The sequence below is a fragment of the Marinoscillum furvescens DSM 4134 genome (assembly GCF_003386095.1).
In the GTDB taxonomy this organism is placed as follows: Bacteria; Bacteroidota; Bacteroidia; order Cytophagales; family Cyclobacteriaceae; genus Marinoscillum; species Marinoscillum furvescens.
Map to the genome: position 1 here is coordinate 21533 of NZ_QREG01000037.1, position 14535 is coordinate 36067.

Below are 14535 nucleotides of genomic sequence, written 5' to 3' on the forward strand. Positions count from 1 at the left end.
ATCAGGAATATAAATATTCAAAAGCACTACTATACGCCTGGCGTGCCTGAAAATCCTGAATCATCTCATCAAAAAATACATTAGTGCTCAGGGTTGCAGAGTCTCCTATCATTACGAGCAAATGTCTGGCGCGAGTCATAGCCACATTCATTCGCCGCTCATCAGCTAAAAATCCGATTTCACCGTTAGGATTACTTCGGGTAAGCGAAATCATCATAATGTCTCGCTCCTGTCCCTGAAACGCATCAACTGAATTGATAGAGATTCTTTTTAGCAACTGATCCTCCCACCCTTTCTCTGCCAAATACTTCCGCAAAAGCTCAGACTGGGCCTTGTAAGGAGCGATCACGCCTATTGTCACACGCTGACGGTCCTCGTCAGCCAGGCCCTGGAGCGTCTGTTCCAGGCGCTGAAGGACAAAATGAGCTTCTTCTTCATTGTAGGTAGAGAGCGTTTCGGGATTTAGCTTTTCATCAAACCCACATCCCGCAGTATCCACAAATTCTACCTGCCTGTCATACATTGCCCGGCGTTGAGCAATGAGAGCTGCACTCTTCAGTTTTCCTTTATAAAATTTCTTGTTTGAAAAATGCATAATGGCATCATGCATCCGATACTGCGTATCCAGCATGACATCCGCATCATAAGTCATTATGGCTCGCTCAAAGAGCGTTTGAGCCAACCCCTCCTGGGCAGCCTCTCGGGATTTTACCGTGGGTGGTAGCTGCCAGTGATCCCCCGCCATCACTACTCGGTGTGCTTTCATCACAGGTATCCACGAAGCTGGCTCTAGTGCCTGAGAAGCCTCGTCTATAAACAAAGTCTTATAAGACCTTTTGAAGATGTAATTATGGTTGGCACCCACCAGTGTACAAGCAATTACCTCGGCCTTGTTTAGCTCATCCTGGATCATATGATCCTCAAGCATACGCACATCATCACGCAAATTGCGAGCTTCATCCAGCAGCATTTTTCGCTGTTCGCGTTCTGCTCGGCCAAAATTGCGCTTGTACTTTCTACCGAGCGAACGATACTCCTCAGCCTTGCGGCGCAAGTCCTTCAGCATTTTAGCATCAGCATGCTCTGCCAACCTGGCATCCAGCGTGGTACTCACCACCTCCTCTGTGACTCGCGCAGGGTGCCCCATACGCAGCACTCTGATTCCTTGCTGTGTTAGTTTTTCTGCCAGCAAGTCTACGGCAGCATTGCTTGCTGCGGCTACCATCACCTGTTTTTCTTCAGATACGGTATCCTTGATGGCTTCTACCAGTGTAGTGGTCTTGCCTGTACCTGGAGGCCCATGCACCAGTGCGAGATCTTTGGCAGACCGTATAAGCGAAAGCGCCCTGTTCTGACTTTTATTTAGAGCCGGATGATCATAGTCGTACCCTTTGCCAAATGATGGAGCTTGCTTGCCCAGTAAAATCGTTGCTAGCTCTTTGAGTCTCCCTTCTCGTACTTCAGCCATTCGTCGCATGGCTTTTTCCATTTCATCATAAGTGCTTTCATCAAACAGCAAATCCACTCCAAGCCTGCCTTCATCCATCCAGTCTGGTGGATCCTCACGGTTGAGCACCATTGTCATATAGCGCTCGTTTACTTTGCTCACTATCCCTGAGGCACTCAGCTTTTTCTTAGGATCGTTTAAAAAGAGGCTTACCGATGCTCCTACCTGAAAAAAATGACGCTTGTCGACATCTATGGTGCGTTCTATCTGTACCACCCACTTTTCTCCTGTACCCAAATATGACCGGCCAGGAGTCACAGGATACCACGTCACACCTTCCTTTTTCCGATCTTCCAATGATCGATTGCGAATTTTACTTTCGTATTGCTTTCGATCTTCTTCCCGCTCCTTGCGCAGTAGCTGCAAAAGGTGTAGGAAATGCTCAGAATGATTCATGTTATTTTTTCAAATACTGCTGAATGGTAGACTTCAGAGCAGCCTTGTCAGTAGATATGTCCGGGTCACTGTAGATTTTCATCATCAGCTCCACCAGCGCTTCTTCGCGATAGCCTAGCTTACTGGCTAGTTTGGCACAGAAGCGAATTTCTTCTTTGTATAAACGCCCATCTATTTTCATCAAACGAACGATATTATAAATGTATTCATAGCGCTCATCATCTGTGAGCCTGGACAGGTCTTCGATGAGTGTAGGGTCCTCAAAGCACCTGCTGATTTCGTCAGAGGACATACCATTAGCCTCTCCGATTTGTTTGATCAAGTCAATTTCATCTTGAACAATTACACCATCTACCTTGGCAAGCTGTACCAGGAGATTGAGATGTGTACGAGTCATATTTGTAGAACCTGATGCGATAATGTTTGGCTTTTATGGCTACTCTGAAAATAATTTTTAAACTTAAGCCAAAAACCAGTGACGAACAAAAAATTTGTTTGTACCCCTCACTAGCTCATGAATTATCTCGCTCATTTATACCTTTCAGGATCAGACCCAGATATCACTATAGGCAATTTTATCGGTGACTTTGTGAAGGGCAAAGCTTTTGAGCGTTTCGACCCAAAAATTCAAACGGGCGTATTGCTGCACCGCACCATAGATGAATATACCGATAGTCACCCGGTGGTGATGCAAAGCAAAGAACGCCTCAGGCCCAATTATCGACACTACGCTCCGGTTATCGTTGATATATTTTATGACCACTTTTTGGCCGCAAAATGGAACGACTTTCATCACGAGCCTCTCCTTCAGTTTACGGAGCGCTTCTTTGATCTAACGAGCGATTATGCTCACATCATACCTGACAAGGCCCGACAGATGCTGGCGTATATGAAGCGAGACAACTGGCTATATCATTACCAGCACCTACGGGGAATCCAGCAGGTGTTGAATGGTATGTCCAGACGCACTACTTTTGACTCGCACATGGAGCTGGCTCTCGCAGACCTCAAAGAAGATTATGAGGCCTATGAGCATGAGTTCATGACGTTCTTTCCAGACCTTAAGCTGTGTGCACATCGCTTTTTAAATGAAAACACCTCACCGGACACCCTTTAAATGAAAGAAATCATCTACGTGGGCATTGGCGGCTTTGCCGGAAGTGCAGGGCGCTACCTGATTAGTAAGTGGCTACCACCTTTAGGCGCTGCAGGAACCTTTCCATTGGGTACTTTCGCGGTAAACCTCATAGGCAGCCTGTTGATTGGCTTTTTGGCCGCTATCCTTACAAAACAGTCATCTAATACCCTTCAGCTAATCCTTATCACAGGCTTCTGTGGTGGCTTTACCACCTTCTCCACTTTCTCTGCGGAGGGCCTCAAACTATTAAGGGCTGGACATACGATTCCTTACTTCACTTATTTGGGGCTAAGCATCACTGGAGGACTCTTCTGCTGTATGATTGGGTGGTGGATCGCGCAGAAAATTGCAGGCTAAAGAAACAATAAGGCCCTTATTGGTCGTTTATGATGGTAAAGCGGCGCTATGATCAATTACTACGCCATATTAGGTATCGCCGAAAATGCCAACCAGTCTGAAATCAAAGCGGCGTTTAAACAAATGGCCGTAAAATATCACCCAGACAAGCATGCCGGGGATACCACTATGGAGGAGCGGTTTAAAGAAGTGAATGAAGCCTACCAGGTGCTCTCAAATCCGTTCGAAAAAGCGCGCTATGACCTTCAGTTAAAATACGGGGAACCTAAAGCTCCAACCTACACCTATCAACCTGCACCCCAACCCCGCAAAACGTACAGTCCACCTCCCATCAATTGGCGTGAAAACTGGGTAGCCACAGGGTATGCATTTGCCTTTACCTTCATAGTAGCCACTGTAGTGATGACAGGAATATGGATCAAAAACACAATAGATGCTGCCAAGCTTCAAGAGCTTTTGAGCGAAAGAAGAGCGCTGTTTGAGCAAGCTCAGCGTGACTATAACCTTGGAAAAATTCAAGAAGCCATCGTATCAATTAACAACCTGGGCACTTTTAGAGAAGGTGAAGAAGATATGGAAGCCTATAAAACGAACATCTTTGAAAACCTGATCTTTGAGGCCGAAAGCCGCTACAACAGAGGATTATATACGGACGCCATTCCATACTATGAGCTCATAGAAAACTATGCCCCGCGCAGCCCTCTGCCTGTCAAAGAACACCTCTGCGTATCATACCGGCACACCGACCAATATGATGAGTCCATTAAAAAAATAAAAGAAATGCTCATTGCCAACTACCGCAAGATGGAAAACTACTTGCTCATGGCACAAATCCATTACTATGACCTGAAAAATAAAGAGGAAGCCAAAAAATACTACGAAATAGCCAGTGACCTGGCCATAAAAAAATACGAAGCTATTTATGGAGACGCCTACCCATTGATCCTGAGTGGACGCATGCTTCCTGAAAGCCACTATACCCTGTATACCGAGCTAGCCAATATCTATCTGGAAACCGGCTACCCTGAAAGAGCGATAAAAGCTACTCGCTGGAACATCAATGTGTGGCCAGACAGTGCTTCAAACTATGCCATTGCGGCTAGAGGGCACGAAAACCTAAAAAATTACAACCTGGCCTGTGCTTTTTGGAAGGAGGCAATGTCCAGAGGTTTCCCTTCTGAAGCTATGGGCCTGATCTGTGACTAATCGTCAGCAAACAGCTGATCAAATTCACTACTACTTCCACTCAAACGAGTTTCACAACGCTGCCCTCGCAATAGCGGAAAATCATCAGCAGGAAGAAACTGTGACTTGGCACTCATCAGCTCCTCTCGAGCTTCCTTCTTTACCTGCTTTCTTTTGATGGTCTCTATAAACCTGCGAATTTGGACCATATCTTCGAGCAATAGTGGCGGCACCTTTACAGGCTTATCATCGTCGCCTTTTGCCACCATAGTGAAATAGCTGGAGTTGGTATGCTTGATGGTGTGCTGCTTTACATCCTCAGCAGTGACCTGTATGCCTACTACCAGAGAAGTATTGCCAACATAATTGACAGAAGCTTTGAGGTGAACCAAATCACCAACCTCCACAGGCTGTAAAAACTCTACTTCATCTACCGAAACCGTCACACAATATGCGCCTGCATGCTTGCTAGCACAAGCATAAGCCACTTTATCCATTAATGAGAGTAGAATCCCCCCATGTATCTTACCGCCAAAATTGGCATAGCTGGGGATCATGAGTTCTGTAAGGGTAGTTTGAGAAAATTTTACAGGCAGTGCTTCCATAGAAAAAGGTTAACCAACAAAATCACCGCTTTGCTGGCGACATTTACGTAAACGATTGTTTAATACCAGCTTCCACCACGGTCCTCGGGTAAAAACCAGCTTTAATTTCACAAAAAAATTATTTTTTTCAAGCTCCTTTCTTCCGGGGCTCCCAGGTATACCGGCCGGCTGCACCACATATTCAAAACCCATCTTACGAGTAGCTTGTAACGCACATGGATTACCATACAAAATCCCACGAGATGACTCAGTATACAAGTAATCATAGCGCTTGCGTTTCGGGCGATTGGCGTTCTTATTGGCTTCCATGCCCATGGTTACATTTTCAGTAGGAAAGTCCCTTTTATAAACATCACGCGCAGCCTGACTACTGGCTGCACTCACCACTGCACTCACTAGCGTCACTACCAAAATAACTCGTAACATCATCATACGGCAAAATCATTAGCCTTCTCCTGCTTAATATTCATAAAGATAGTGATCTTACAATATCTTTGGCAGCTAATCACAGACCATACACTTTTTCTAATGAAACATTTGGTAAGTTTTGTACTCAGAAATGTACCACGTAAATACCTTCAGCTAGTCAGTCATCATGCCTTGCGGGTGATGGCCCTGTTTTACAAAGGTAAAGGTGTACAGTGTACCGTCTGTGATTCTGAGTTTAGAAAATTTCTACCCTATGGCAGGGAATCCCGAGAAAATGCCCTCTGCCCAAAATGCCTGGCACTGGAGCGTCACCGACTTATTTGGCTGTACTTAAATGAACGTACTGACTTCTTTACCAAAGAACGAAAAATGCTTCACATTGCCCCTGAGCTATGTTTCATTGACCGTTTCGAAGCCCTACCGAACCTGGACTATATTACCGGAGACATAGAGTCACCTCTGGCAAAGGTGAAAATGGACATTCATAAAATCCCTTTTGATGCCAATAGTTTCGATGTGATTTTTTGCAATCATGTACTCGAACATGTAGCTGATGACCTCCTGGCCATGCGTGAGATGCATCGAGTGCTCAAACCAGGCGGATGGGCGATACTACAAGTTCCTTTTTTCCCTCCCTTGCCCGAGCAAACCTTTGAAGATGCTTCCATTACCTCTCCAAAAGAACGCGAAAAAGCTTTTGGTCAGGATGATCATGTGAGGCTCTATGGCCAAGACTATGCAGATCGGCTACAGCAGGCTGGGTTCCAGGTAGTAGAAGAAAAACTGGTATTCGAATTACCCGCAGAAACCGTGAAAAAATATGCGCTTCCGGCTGAAGAGATCATCTACCGGGTAGAAAAGCACTAATAAAGCTCGATGTATTTTGTATTGGGATTGATGCCTCTTAGTTTTCTGATCCACTCATATACCAAACCATACCCATATCCCGTCAGCTGAAGTAAAGCCACGACAGGTGCCAGTAATGCCACACGAACAGAGCGTGTAACAAACAAGGCCTCTACACCAATCAAGAAAAGGTACAACCCATAGCCCAAAACGCCCAGGTAGCCCAGAGGATGCCCAAGAGCACTTAGTACCAGCGATAAGACCATCCCCAACACAAAAAAGGTTGGGAACAAATGAATTAATCCTACCTGGCCCTTATGAAACCTGGAAAGGTTAATTCTTGCTCTTCCAAAGTACTTGAGCTGTTTGTAAAATTTATGAAGACTCGTTCTTCTTTTGTGGTATACGTATGCCTCTGGAATAAGGGCGGTCTTAAAACCAAGCTTCAGAATGCGTGTACTAAACTCCATATCTTCACCCATAAAAGGGATAACATAGCCCTTTGTCTTCTCAAAAACCTCTCGGCTGATGCCCATATTAAAGCTGCGAGGATGATAAGTACCCACATGAGACTTGCGCCCACGAATTCCTCCGGTGGTGAAAAAAGAAGTCATCACATGATTAATTGCTTTTTGGGTAAATGTAAACGAGGTGTGAGCAGCATCTGGCCCACCATATGCATCCACAGGGGTCGTTTCCAAAAAAGCATCTACAGCCTCTAAATAATGGGGTGGGATAAGACAATCGGAATCAAAAACAATGAGGTATTTGCCCTGAGCACGTTCATAGCCATAGTTACGCGCAAAGCCCTGTCCCCCATTAGCTTTTTCAAAATAATGGATGTTTAGTACATCTGAATATTTTCCGGGCAGGTGGTCACAGCGTACCGTGGAACCGTCCTCTACTAGCACCACTTCAAAATCAGTAAATCGCTGATGGGTAAGGCTTTCCAATAATTCGTCTACCTCATCAGGGCGATTGTATACAGGGATAATAATTGAGTATTTAGGCATCGCCCAGCGTTTCACTTATCAGGTAATCACCCTTTTTGGGATTAGCCTGTATGATCATTTCACCTAAAAATCCCGCTAAAAACATTTGTGATCCTATTAGGATGCCTACCAGCGCAAGAAAAAATAAAGGCTGATCCACTACATCACGCACTGGTAAATCCATGTATTGACGGTACAGCTTATCTCCTATTACATAGACCGTCACCATCATACCAAACAAGAATGATAATATACCCAATGTACCAAAAAAGTGCATCGGCTTTTTGCGGAAACGCGTCACAAAGCTAACCGAAATGAGATCGAGAAACCCGTGAATGAAGCGTTCCAACCCAAACTTGGTTGTCCCGTATTTTCGTTCCCGGTGCTGAACGACCTTCTCACCAATCTTATAAAACCCGTTCCACTTAGCTATCAATGGAATATAGCGATGCATTTCCCCATACACCTCTATGTTTTTGACTACCTCACGATCATACGCTTTCAGCCCACAGTTAAAGTCATGTAGTTTTATACCGGACACCCAACGTGTCACTCTGTTGAAAAATTTGGAAGGAATCGTTTTCCCTAGTGGGTCGTGTCGCTTTTTTTTCCAGCCGGATACCAATTGAAAGCCTTCCTCACGAATCATACGAACAAGCTCTGGTAGCTCATCCGGACTATCTTGCAAGTCAGCATCCATAGTCACCACTACAGCTCCTCTCGCGCGCTCAAAACCGGTCTGTAGTGCCGCGGATTTTCCATAGTTTCGATTAAACTTAATACCTACGGCTCTCCCATCTTTAGCATAAAGGCCCTTAATAACCTGCCAGGAACTATCCTGACTACCGTCATCGATAAACAACACCTCCGCAACTAACTGGTGCTCATCTACCACTCGGCAGATCCATGCAAACAGCTCTGGCAAGGACTCCTCTTCATTATATACCGGTACTACTATCGAAAGATCTACTGCTTGCTCTGACACTTAATTATTCAAATTCTGGTCTTGAATTTTTGTTTATAGCCGAAATGATCAGAGATATGATCACGCCCGCAATCACTCCACCTACGATACCGAACACGACCATCATACCAGGTGTCATGAATTTCTCAGAGATACTCAATGCCTGATCGATCTGGTCGTCAGACATCCCCTGCTCTTCCATCGACATTCGCTGCACCTCTTTGATATTTTCAATAAAGGACGTATTGATAAACTTCACATAGATAAAGGTGAATACTGCAGAGATACAAGAACTTACAAGTGCGAGCAATGTTCCCAAGCCCACGCCTTGCCCATAATTCATGTAGCCGTCACCTTCTCTCAGATACTCCTTTTGTGCAAAAAAGATAAGCGCTGCAGTTACTAAGACTCCCACCCAGTTTAGGTATTGATTGTCGTAAAGCCCGGCAAAATCTATGATGATGAAAAAAATAATAGCAATAAGTCCATTAATTACCCCGTATTTAATGGCTACACTTTTCATGGACACATTTGTTTCTTCCATTTTATTCTTATTTAAGAGTTAGGTTGTTTCCTTAAAATTATGGATATCACCGGGGTAACAAAGAATCCTGTCAGAATTTTTTGCATAGCGGATCTCCAAATCAGATCCCATTTGGTCGTTTGTGCTATCTGCTGGAGCTGACTTTGGTAGCCCTCTTCGCCTATTTTTTGGATGTAAACATCTTTTCCCTTCTCTAGAAGAGCCTTAGCTGAGTCCTGATATGCAGAAATCGCAGATGGCTCCGCAGAAAAATATATCAGTACATAAACCAAAAACAATGCAGTTCCAACAGTATATACCCAAAACCCCACCGTCATGCCCTGCCAAAAATGTAACACGCTGCCATTGGTGTCTTTTTGGTTTTTTATAGCGGCAAATATAAATACGCCGAATATGACCAAATTCACTAAAAAGTGACGAAAATCTGTAATAGGGTTGCCATCCATCCAAATGGATACTTGAAATACCGCAGCTAAAAACACCCCACAAAACCACGCAAACTTTAATGCCGACTTAATCATTACCTATCAATTGTTCAAATACAGCCCGGACTGATACACACCAAGACTTTTTCCCTTCAGTTCCTGATTGAAGCGTGGACTATTCTGTGATTTAGAAGGATTAGAACCCCTTTTCAAGGTCCATTTCACTTCAGGATCTAGTAGTGTAAACCGCGCTTCACTTCCCTCGGTAATAGAAATCTCTGGCAAACCTAGCACTGATCTAGGGCCATGTGTGAGTTTATCTATTATGAGCTCAAGACTCAAATCTTTAGTTAGCACAAGCAGGTCTGAAACAAAAGAAGAGTATGCATTCATACCAAAACTCGCCAGATCGAACTCTAACTCTTTGCACTCAGGATCGTGAGGCTGATGTGAGGATACTATGGCGTCAATCACTCCACTTCTTATTCCCTCCAGCAAAACCAGGCGATCTTCCTCCGTTCTCAGTGGTGGGTCCACTTTGAAATTGGCATCATAGCCAACCAAATCCTGATCTGTATATAATAGCTGTGCAAGTGCTACATCGCATGTCACCGCCAGCCCCTCAGCCTTAGCCGCTTGGATCAAAGCTACACCACCAGCAGTAGACAAATGAGTGAAGTGAATCTTTCCTCCTGCGTAGCGTAAAATATCCAGATCACGTTTTATGGATATTTCTTCAGACACAGAAGGCTCTCCATTCATCCCCAATGTAGTACTGACCAGTCCTTCATGCATTTGAGCATGCTGAGCCAGGTGCACATCCTTAGGGCGGGTAATGAGCATGCCATCAAATTTTTGAAGGTATTGCAACACCTTCAGCAATAGCTCTGCATTCCAAATAGGATTGAGCCCATCAGTAAATGCAACAGCCCCTGCTGTATGTAAGTCTATGATCTCTGTGAGATTTTCTCCCTTGCACCCTTCACTTGCTGCTGCCAGTGCATGAAGGCTAACCCCTTCACCAGATCTGGAAAGCAGAAATTTCACATCCCCTTTTGTTTCTATTACTGGATCTGTATTAGGTATTAGACACACATCCGTAAACCCGGCATGACGTGCCGAAAGAATCCCTGAATCTATATCTTCTTTATGCTCGTTGCCTGGCTCACCAAATTGCGCAAACAAATCAAAAAAACCTGGAGATAATGGCTTCCCCTCCAAATCATAGACATCATCCCCTTTCAGTTGAAGGCCAATTTCAGCAATTCTTCCATCCTCTATCAAAACATCAACTTGTTGCCCGTTAAAGGCGGACCGAATATCAATTATCTGGGCATTAGCTAGTACGAAACTCATTTAGCAAATCGTAGGAGTAGTGTTTCTAGTATCACAAAAATTAAAGCCAAAACTAATGCATATTTCCATAAGGCCGTACGATCATTACCTTCTGACTGCACCTGACTAAGTATTTTGCTTGAATCGATCGACTCTACCTCTACATTTCCTCTATCCGCCAACCCTGCACGCAGTTCGTCAGCCGTATAAGCTTCAAGTAAAGATTCTGCTTTTGGATGGTTCAGCGCTATTGAAGAAATCGTATCCGTCCCTACCACTACTTTATAGGTTCCCGGGTCAGTTAAAGTCTCTGGAAGTTCTAATATCAGATCCTCACCTACAAAACGATAAGAAGGAATATAAACTTGACGACCGTGTAACTCTACCAAATCATTAGAAGAAACGCTATCGGCACGCACTTTTATTAATGATGTCGAAAACCTATAGTACAAGTCTGTAGAACTATTCCGCTGACTGAGTCTATACATTACAGGTACAAACAACGAATGTTTATGAAAATTAGTGACTGAATCCACCAGGTCTGATGCAAAGAAATAATACGGTTTATTTCCTGACTTAACAAAGAATGCCTCGTTTGCATTGGTTTCTAGCAACGTCTCGTAAAAACCATTTATTTTATACCGTACATTCACGCTAGGCATGCTCACACGGTCATTGTCTGCATTAAACACACCCTCAAAATATGGTAACTTGAGCGTTTCTGTACTTAAAGAATTCTTCACCTCATTGTTCAATCGCTCTAGTCTCACCCCTAATAACCGCTGGTAACCTTCAAGATTCGATGTTTCCCCCGGAATCAACAACACTTTTTTATTCAAATTTTCTAACTGGTTGATAAGCCAATCAGGTATCGAACTCAACCCATTAAGAATAATCAGGTCCGACTTATTCAGGGCTTCAGAAGAAACATTGTCTAAACCATACCACTGGTAATCGAATAATTGCTCGTTAGCAAAAACACGTTGAAAATAGGAAGTCTTCGTACTACCTAGTTCGACAACTCTATTTTTCCCCAATGGCAAAATCTCAAAATAAAAACTATTGTCAAAAACAACAGCCCCGTCATCCAACACCACTTCATAGCTACCAAACACGTCCTCATTAGAGGAAATATTTACCGATAAATTCATTACACCACCTGCAGCCAAATCCTGTGTATAAGATGCCAATTGTTGTCCATCTTTCAGAATTTTAATCAGACGCTCTTTTACATCTTCAAGCCCCCCATTACCTACAGAAACAATCAATTCATTTTCCTTAAAAACACCAATAGGGTTCGCTAAATAAACACTATCCACATACAGATTGGGATTATTTCTTACTTCGAGTTTTATAAACTTATAATTTATAGAAGTGTCTAGCGCCAATGAGGCCAATTCACCTAAAGCAGAAACTTGAAAATCGCTGTAGACATTAACTGAATTAAAACCCTCATGAGTTCTCAATTTTGACAATCCATTTTTTAAATTCGATGAAGCATAGTTTATGTCCATTCTTCTAGAACCTCGAACAATCCCTTCGTTATTAAAAATTGAAGATTCTTGTTTCTGTGGACTCAAAAATGAATTATTGATTGCAGTCAATGCTAAACCCATTAGCGATTCTCCAACAGCACTCTTTTGTTGCATACTAAAAGAGTTATCCAAATACAGTGCTTTAGAAGTTTGTTTTGCTTCCTTAGAAGCTAATAGTGTTGGTTGAGCAAATGCCAAAACAATGAAGCTAAGAGCCAATAACCGGGAAAGCAAAATCAAAAACTTCTTAATATTTGATTTAGCCTTTTGTTGCTGCTCCACAGTACGTAAAAACAGTGTATTTGAAAAGTAAACCTTCTTCACCCTTCTTAGACTAAACAAGTGCACCAGAATTGGTATGAGTAACACAAAGAGCCCCCAAAAGGCTGATGGATTTAGGAAGTACATAAGCTAATCACCTCTTTCTTCTATCCACCAAATCTACAGCATAAAGATTGAAGTCCACTTTGATCTTTTACCTTTCCGTGTTGTTCAGATTTATCCAATCATCCAACTCAAATCTTAGTTCATGTTTAAACAATCTTCCAATCTATTAAGCTTCTCTGAAAGTGAATGATGCACTTTTGCTGCAGGCTCTCGCTGTAGACTTTGGCTGTGACAGTATCCAGTCCTGTTAGTCCATCGAAGACAAACAAGCCTACTTTTTCAACTCCCCGCTCTTTTATCCTCTCAAGAACTTCTTCCCATCCTGAGGCTGATTCTTGAGGGATATTGACGATATCGAGCACCTCTCTAGTGAGATCTTCCTTCAGCCCTAAGAGCACATAAAATGCTTCCGTGGCTACACGATCCCTCCTCACTTTTATGTGAATTGCATCAATATATACGATAGGGTAATAGCTGTCCAGGTCTCGGTTCAGCCAGGAATCAATTAAAGCACTGAAGTCAGTGGTGATTCTTGAAATACTGCTTTTACTGTAAGACTTACCATAGACCTCTTCAACAACGCCTTCGATCTGGCGTGTTGTGAGCCCCTTACCATATAGCTCAAAACATAAATTCTTGATGGCGTCTTCCTGTTGATCTAACAATCCTAACACCACAGGCTTAAAGACTCCCAAACGGTCACGAGGAATCGACAAGGTCAGTTTGGAACCTATCCCACTACGAGTTGCTTTGCGATAACCATTTCCTTTGTTGTTAGGATCCTGTTTTGTTTCCAAAAAATGATTCCGTTCACTGAGCATTAGTCCATTGATCATCATTGAAAATAAATCGTTGAGACCATGCTCTTTTTCTAATTCTGCATTGATTACACTTTGTACTTGCTTTTTGCTTAGTTTTAATCGGGTTTCCTCTTGATTTTCTTTCATAATTTTTGTCGTTATTAATTATGAAGTTATCCTGTGGGAAACCTCTTTTCAAAACTCTATTTTAGACACACTTTTTGGGACGGTATGGATGATCATCGCTAGTTTAGCCTATTGCCCGGAGCTAGCAATCAATAAGTAAAAACCAGACATATTATAGCTCTCAGAGCCCAGGTACAAGAACATATGAAAGGATAGGTCAAATAAAAATTCTTATCTGTTTGATAAAGACTGGCAATGATCGGGGCACATAGCTCGGGCCATATAACCTTACTTACCCACATTTTACTGCAGGGGGACGCCCACTCTACCATTAGCGCTGGCACTGTCCACAGCAGCCCCAGCTATTTACTAAAGTAATGCTTCACTTGTTCCGTTTGCATCGCCACAAGATTTAACCCTAATGTATAAAAAAGGGTAGCACAATTAAGAACTACCCTTTGATAAAGACTGGCAACAATCGGGGCGCGTAGCCTGGGATAACTAGTCTTAGTCTCTCTAATTTTAATGCAGGTAGACGCCCAGTCTACCATTAGTGCTGACACAGCCCCAAGCAACCAGCGAGCTATATTCCAGAGTAATCATTCACTTGTTTTGTGTGTATCGCGACAAGATTTAACCCTAGTGTATAAAAAAGGGTAGATCAATTAATTTTTTTGATAAATTCTCGTAAGGATCGGGGCGCGAAGCCCGTAGCATATAGCTCCGGCCACATAACCTTACTCTCCCACATTTTGCTGCAGGGGGACGCCCAGTCTACCATCAGCGCTGGCACGGCCCCTAGCAACCACCCAGCTATTTAGTAAAATAATGCTTCACTTGTTGTACGTATATCGCCTCAAGATTTAACCCTAGCGCATAAAAAAAGGGTAGCTCAATTAAGAACTACCCTTTGATAAAGACTGGCAACGACTTACTCTCCCACATTTTACTGCAGTACCATCAG

The 14535-nt window shown here is 43.3% G+C and carries 15 protein-coding genes; 4 read left to right on the forward strand and 11 right to left on the reverse strand.

The window, feature by feature from the left end; translation table 11 throughout:
• Position 1: 1 nt before the first annotated feature.
• Both C7460_RS22855 and C7460_RS22860 read right to left on the reverse strand, forming a co-directional pair.
• Complete coding sequence (locus C7460_RS22855) at positions 2–1903, reverse strand: IGHMBP2 family helicase (protein ID WP_115870466.1); 1902 nt, start codon at positions 1901–1903, stop codon at positions 2–4.
• A gap of 1 nt (position 1904) precedes the next feature.
• Positions 1905–2300, reverse strand: a complete 396-nt coding sequence (locus C7460_RS22860) for a tellurite resistance TerB family protein (protein ID WP_115870467.1) — start codon at positions 2298–2300, stop codon at positions 1905–1907.
• 117 nt (positions 2301–2417) lie between these two features.
• On the opposite strand from C7460_RS22860, the gene C7460_RS22865 reads away from it, so the two are divergent.
• From C7460_RS22865 to C7460_RS22875, 3 genes are read left to right on the forward strand one after another with little or no spacing between them, the layout of a single operon-like run.
• The gene (locus tag C7460_RS22865; RefSeq protein WP_115870468.1) at positions 2418–3020 is read left to right on the forward strand and encodes an acyl carrier protein phosphodiesterase; all 603 of its coding nucleotides are present in this window, start codon (positions 2418–2420) and stop codon (positions 3018–3020) included.
• On the forward strand, positions 3021–3398 hold the full coding sequence (gene crcB, locus C7460_RS22870; protein ID WP_115870469.1) for a fluoride efflux transporter CrcB: 378 nt from the start codon (positions 3021–3023) through the stop codon (positions 3396–3398).
• Positions 3399–3446: 48 nt separating this feature from the next.
• Positions 3447–4604: a J domain-containing protein gene (locus tag C7460_RS22875; protein ID WP_115870470.1), complete on the forward strand. Its 1158-nt coding sequence runs from the start codon at positions 3447–3449 to the stop codon at positions 4602–4604.
• Here the strand turns inward: C7460_RS22875 and C7460_RS22880 are convergent.
• Positions 4601–5188, reverse strand: coding sequence for an acyl-CoA thioesterase (locus C7460_RS22880; RefSeq protein ID WP_115870471.1), 588 nt, complete (start codon positions 5186–5188; stop codon positions 4601–4603). The genes C7460_RS22875 and C7460_RS22880 overlap by 4 nt on opposite strands.
• 9 nt (positions 5189–5197) lie before the next feature.
• Positions 5198–5620 (reverse strand): hypothetical protein, encoded by a 423-nt coding sequence (locus C7460_RS22885; RefSeq protein WP_115870472.1) that lies wholly within the window; start codon positions 5618–5620, stop codon positions 5198–5200.
• A gap of 96 nt (positions 5621–5716) precedes the next feature.
• Here C7460_RS22885 and C7460_RS22890 point away from each other — a divergent pair, with 96 nt between their 5' ends.
• A complete protein-coding gene (locus C7460_RS22890; RefSeq protein ID WP_115870473.1) occupies positions 5717–6484 on the forward strand; it encodes a class I SAM-dependent methyltransferase in 768 nt (255 codons plus the stop codon).
• Here C7460_RS22890 and C7460_RS22895 read toward each other — a convergent pair.
• The 7 genes from C7460_RS22895 to C7460_RS22925 all read right to left on the reverse strand — a co-directional run bounded on the left by C7460_RS22895 (position 6481) and on the right by C7460_RS22925 (position 13592).
• Entirely contained in the window at positions 6481–7476 is a 996-nt protein-coding gene (locus C7460_RS22895) for a glycosyltransferase (RefSeq protein WP_115870474.1), read from the reverse strand. The genes C7460_RS22890 and C7460_RS22895 overlap by 4 nt on opposite strands.
• Positions 7469–8440: a glycosyltransferase family 2 protein gene (locus tag C7460_RS22900; protein WP_115870475.1), complete on the reverse strand. Its 972-nt coding sequence runs from the start codon at positions 8438–8440 to the stop codon at positions 7469–7471. Before C7460_RS22900 ends, C7460_RS22895 begins: the two co-directional genes overlap by 8 nt.
• A gap of 4 nt (positions 8441–8444) precedes the next feature.
• On the reverse strand, positions 8445–8963 hold the full coding sequence (locus C7460_RS22905) for a DUF4199 domain-containing protein (protein WP_115870476.1): 519 nt from the start codon (positions 8961–8963) through the stop codon (positions 8445–8447).
• Positions 8964–8974: 11 nt separating this feature from the next.
• On the reverse strand, positions 8975–9484 hold the full coding sequence (locus tag C7460_RS22910; protein ID WP_115870477.1) for a DUF4199 domain-containing protein: 510 nt from the start codon (positions 9482–9484) through the stop codon (positions 8975–8977).
• A 6-nt stretch (positions 9485–9490) separates the two neighbouring features.
• A complete protein-coding gene (locus tag C7460_RS22915) occupies positions 9491–10744 on the reverse strand; it encodes a dihydroorotase (RefSeq protein ID WP_115870478.1) in 1254 nt (417 codons plus the stop codon).
• Positions 10741–12666, reverse strand: coding sequence for a BatA domain-containing protein (locus C7460_RS22920; RefSeq protein WP_115870479.1), 1926 nt, complete (start codon positions 12664–12666; stop codon positions 10741–10743). The genes C7460_RS22915 and C7460_RS22920 overlap by 4 nt, the downstream gene beginning before the upstream one ends.
• Positions 12667–12791: 125 nt before the next feature.
• On the reverse strand, positions 12792–13592 hold the full coding sequence (locus C7460_RS22925) for an IS256 family transposase (protein ID WP_115870480.1): 801 nt from the start codon (positions 13590–13592) through the stop codon (positions 12792–12794).
• Positions 13593–14535: the final 943 nt, after the last annotated feature.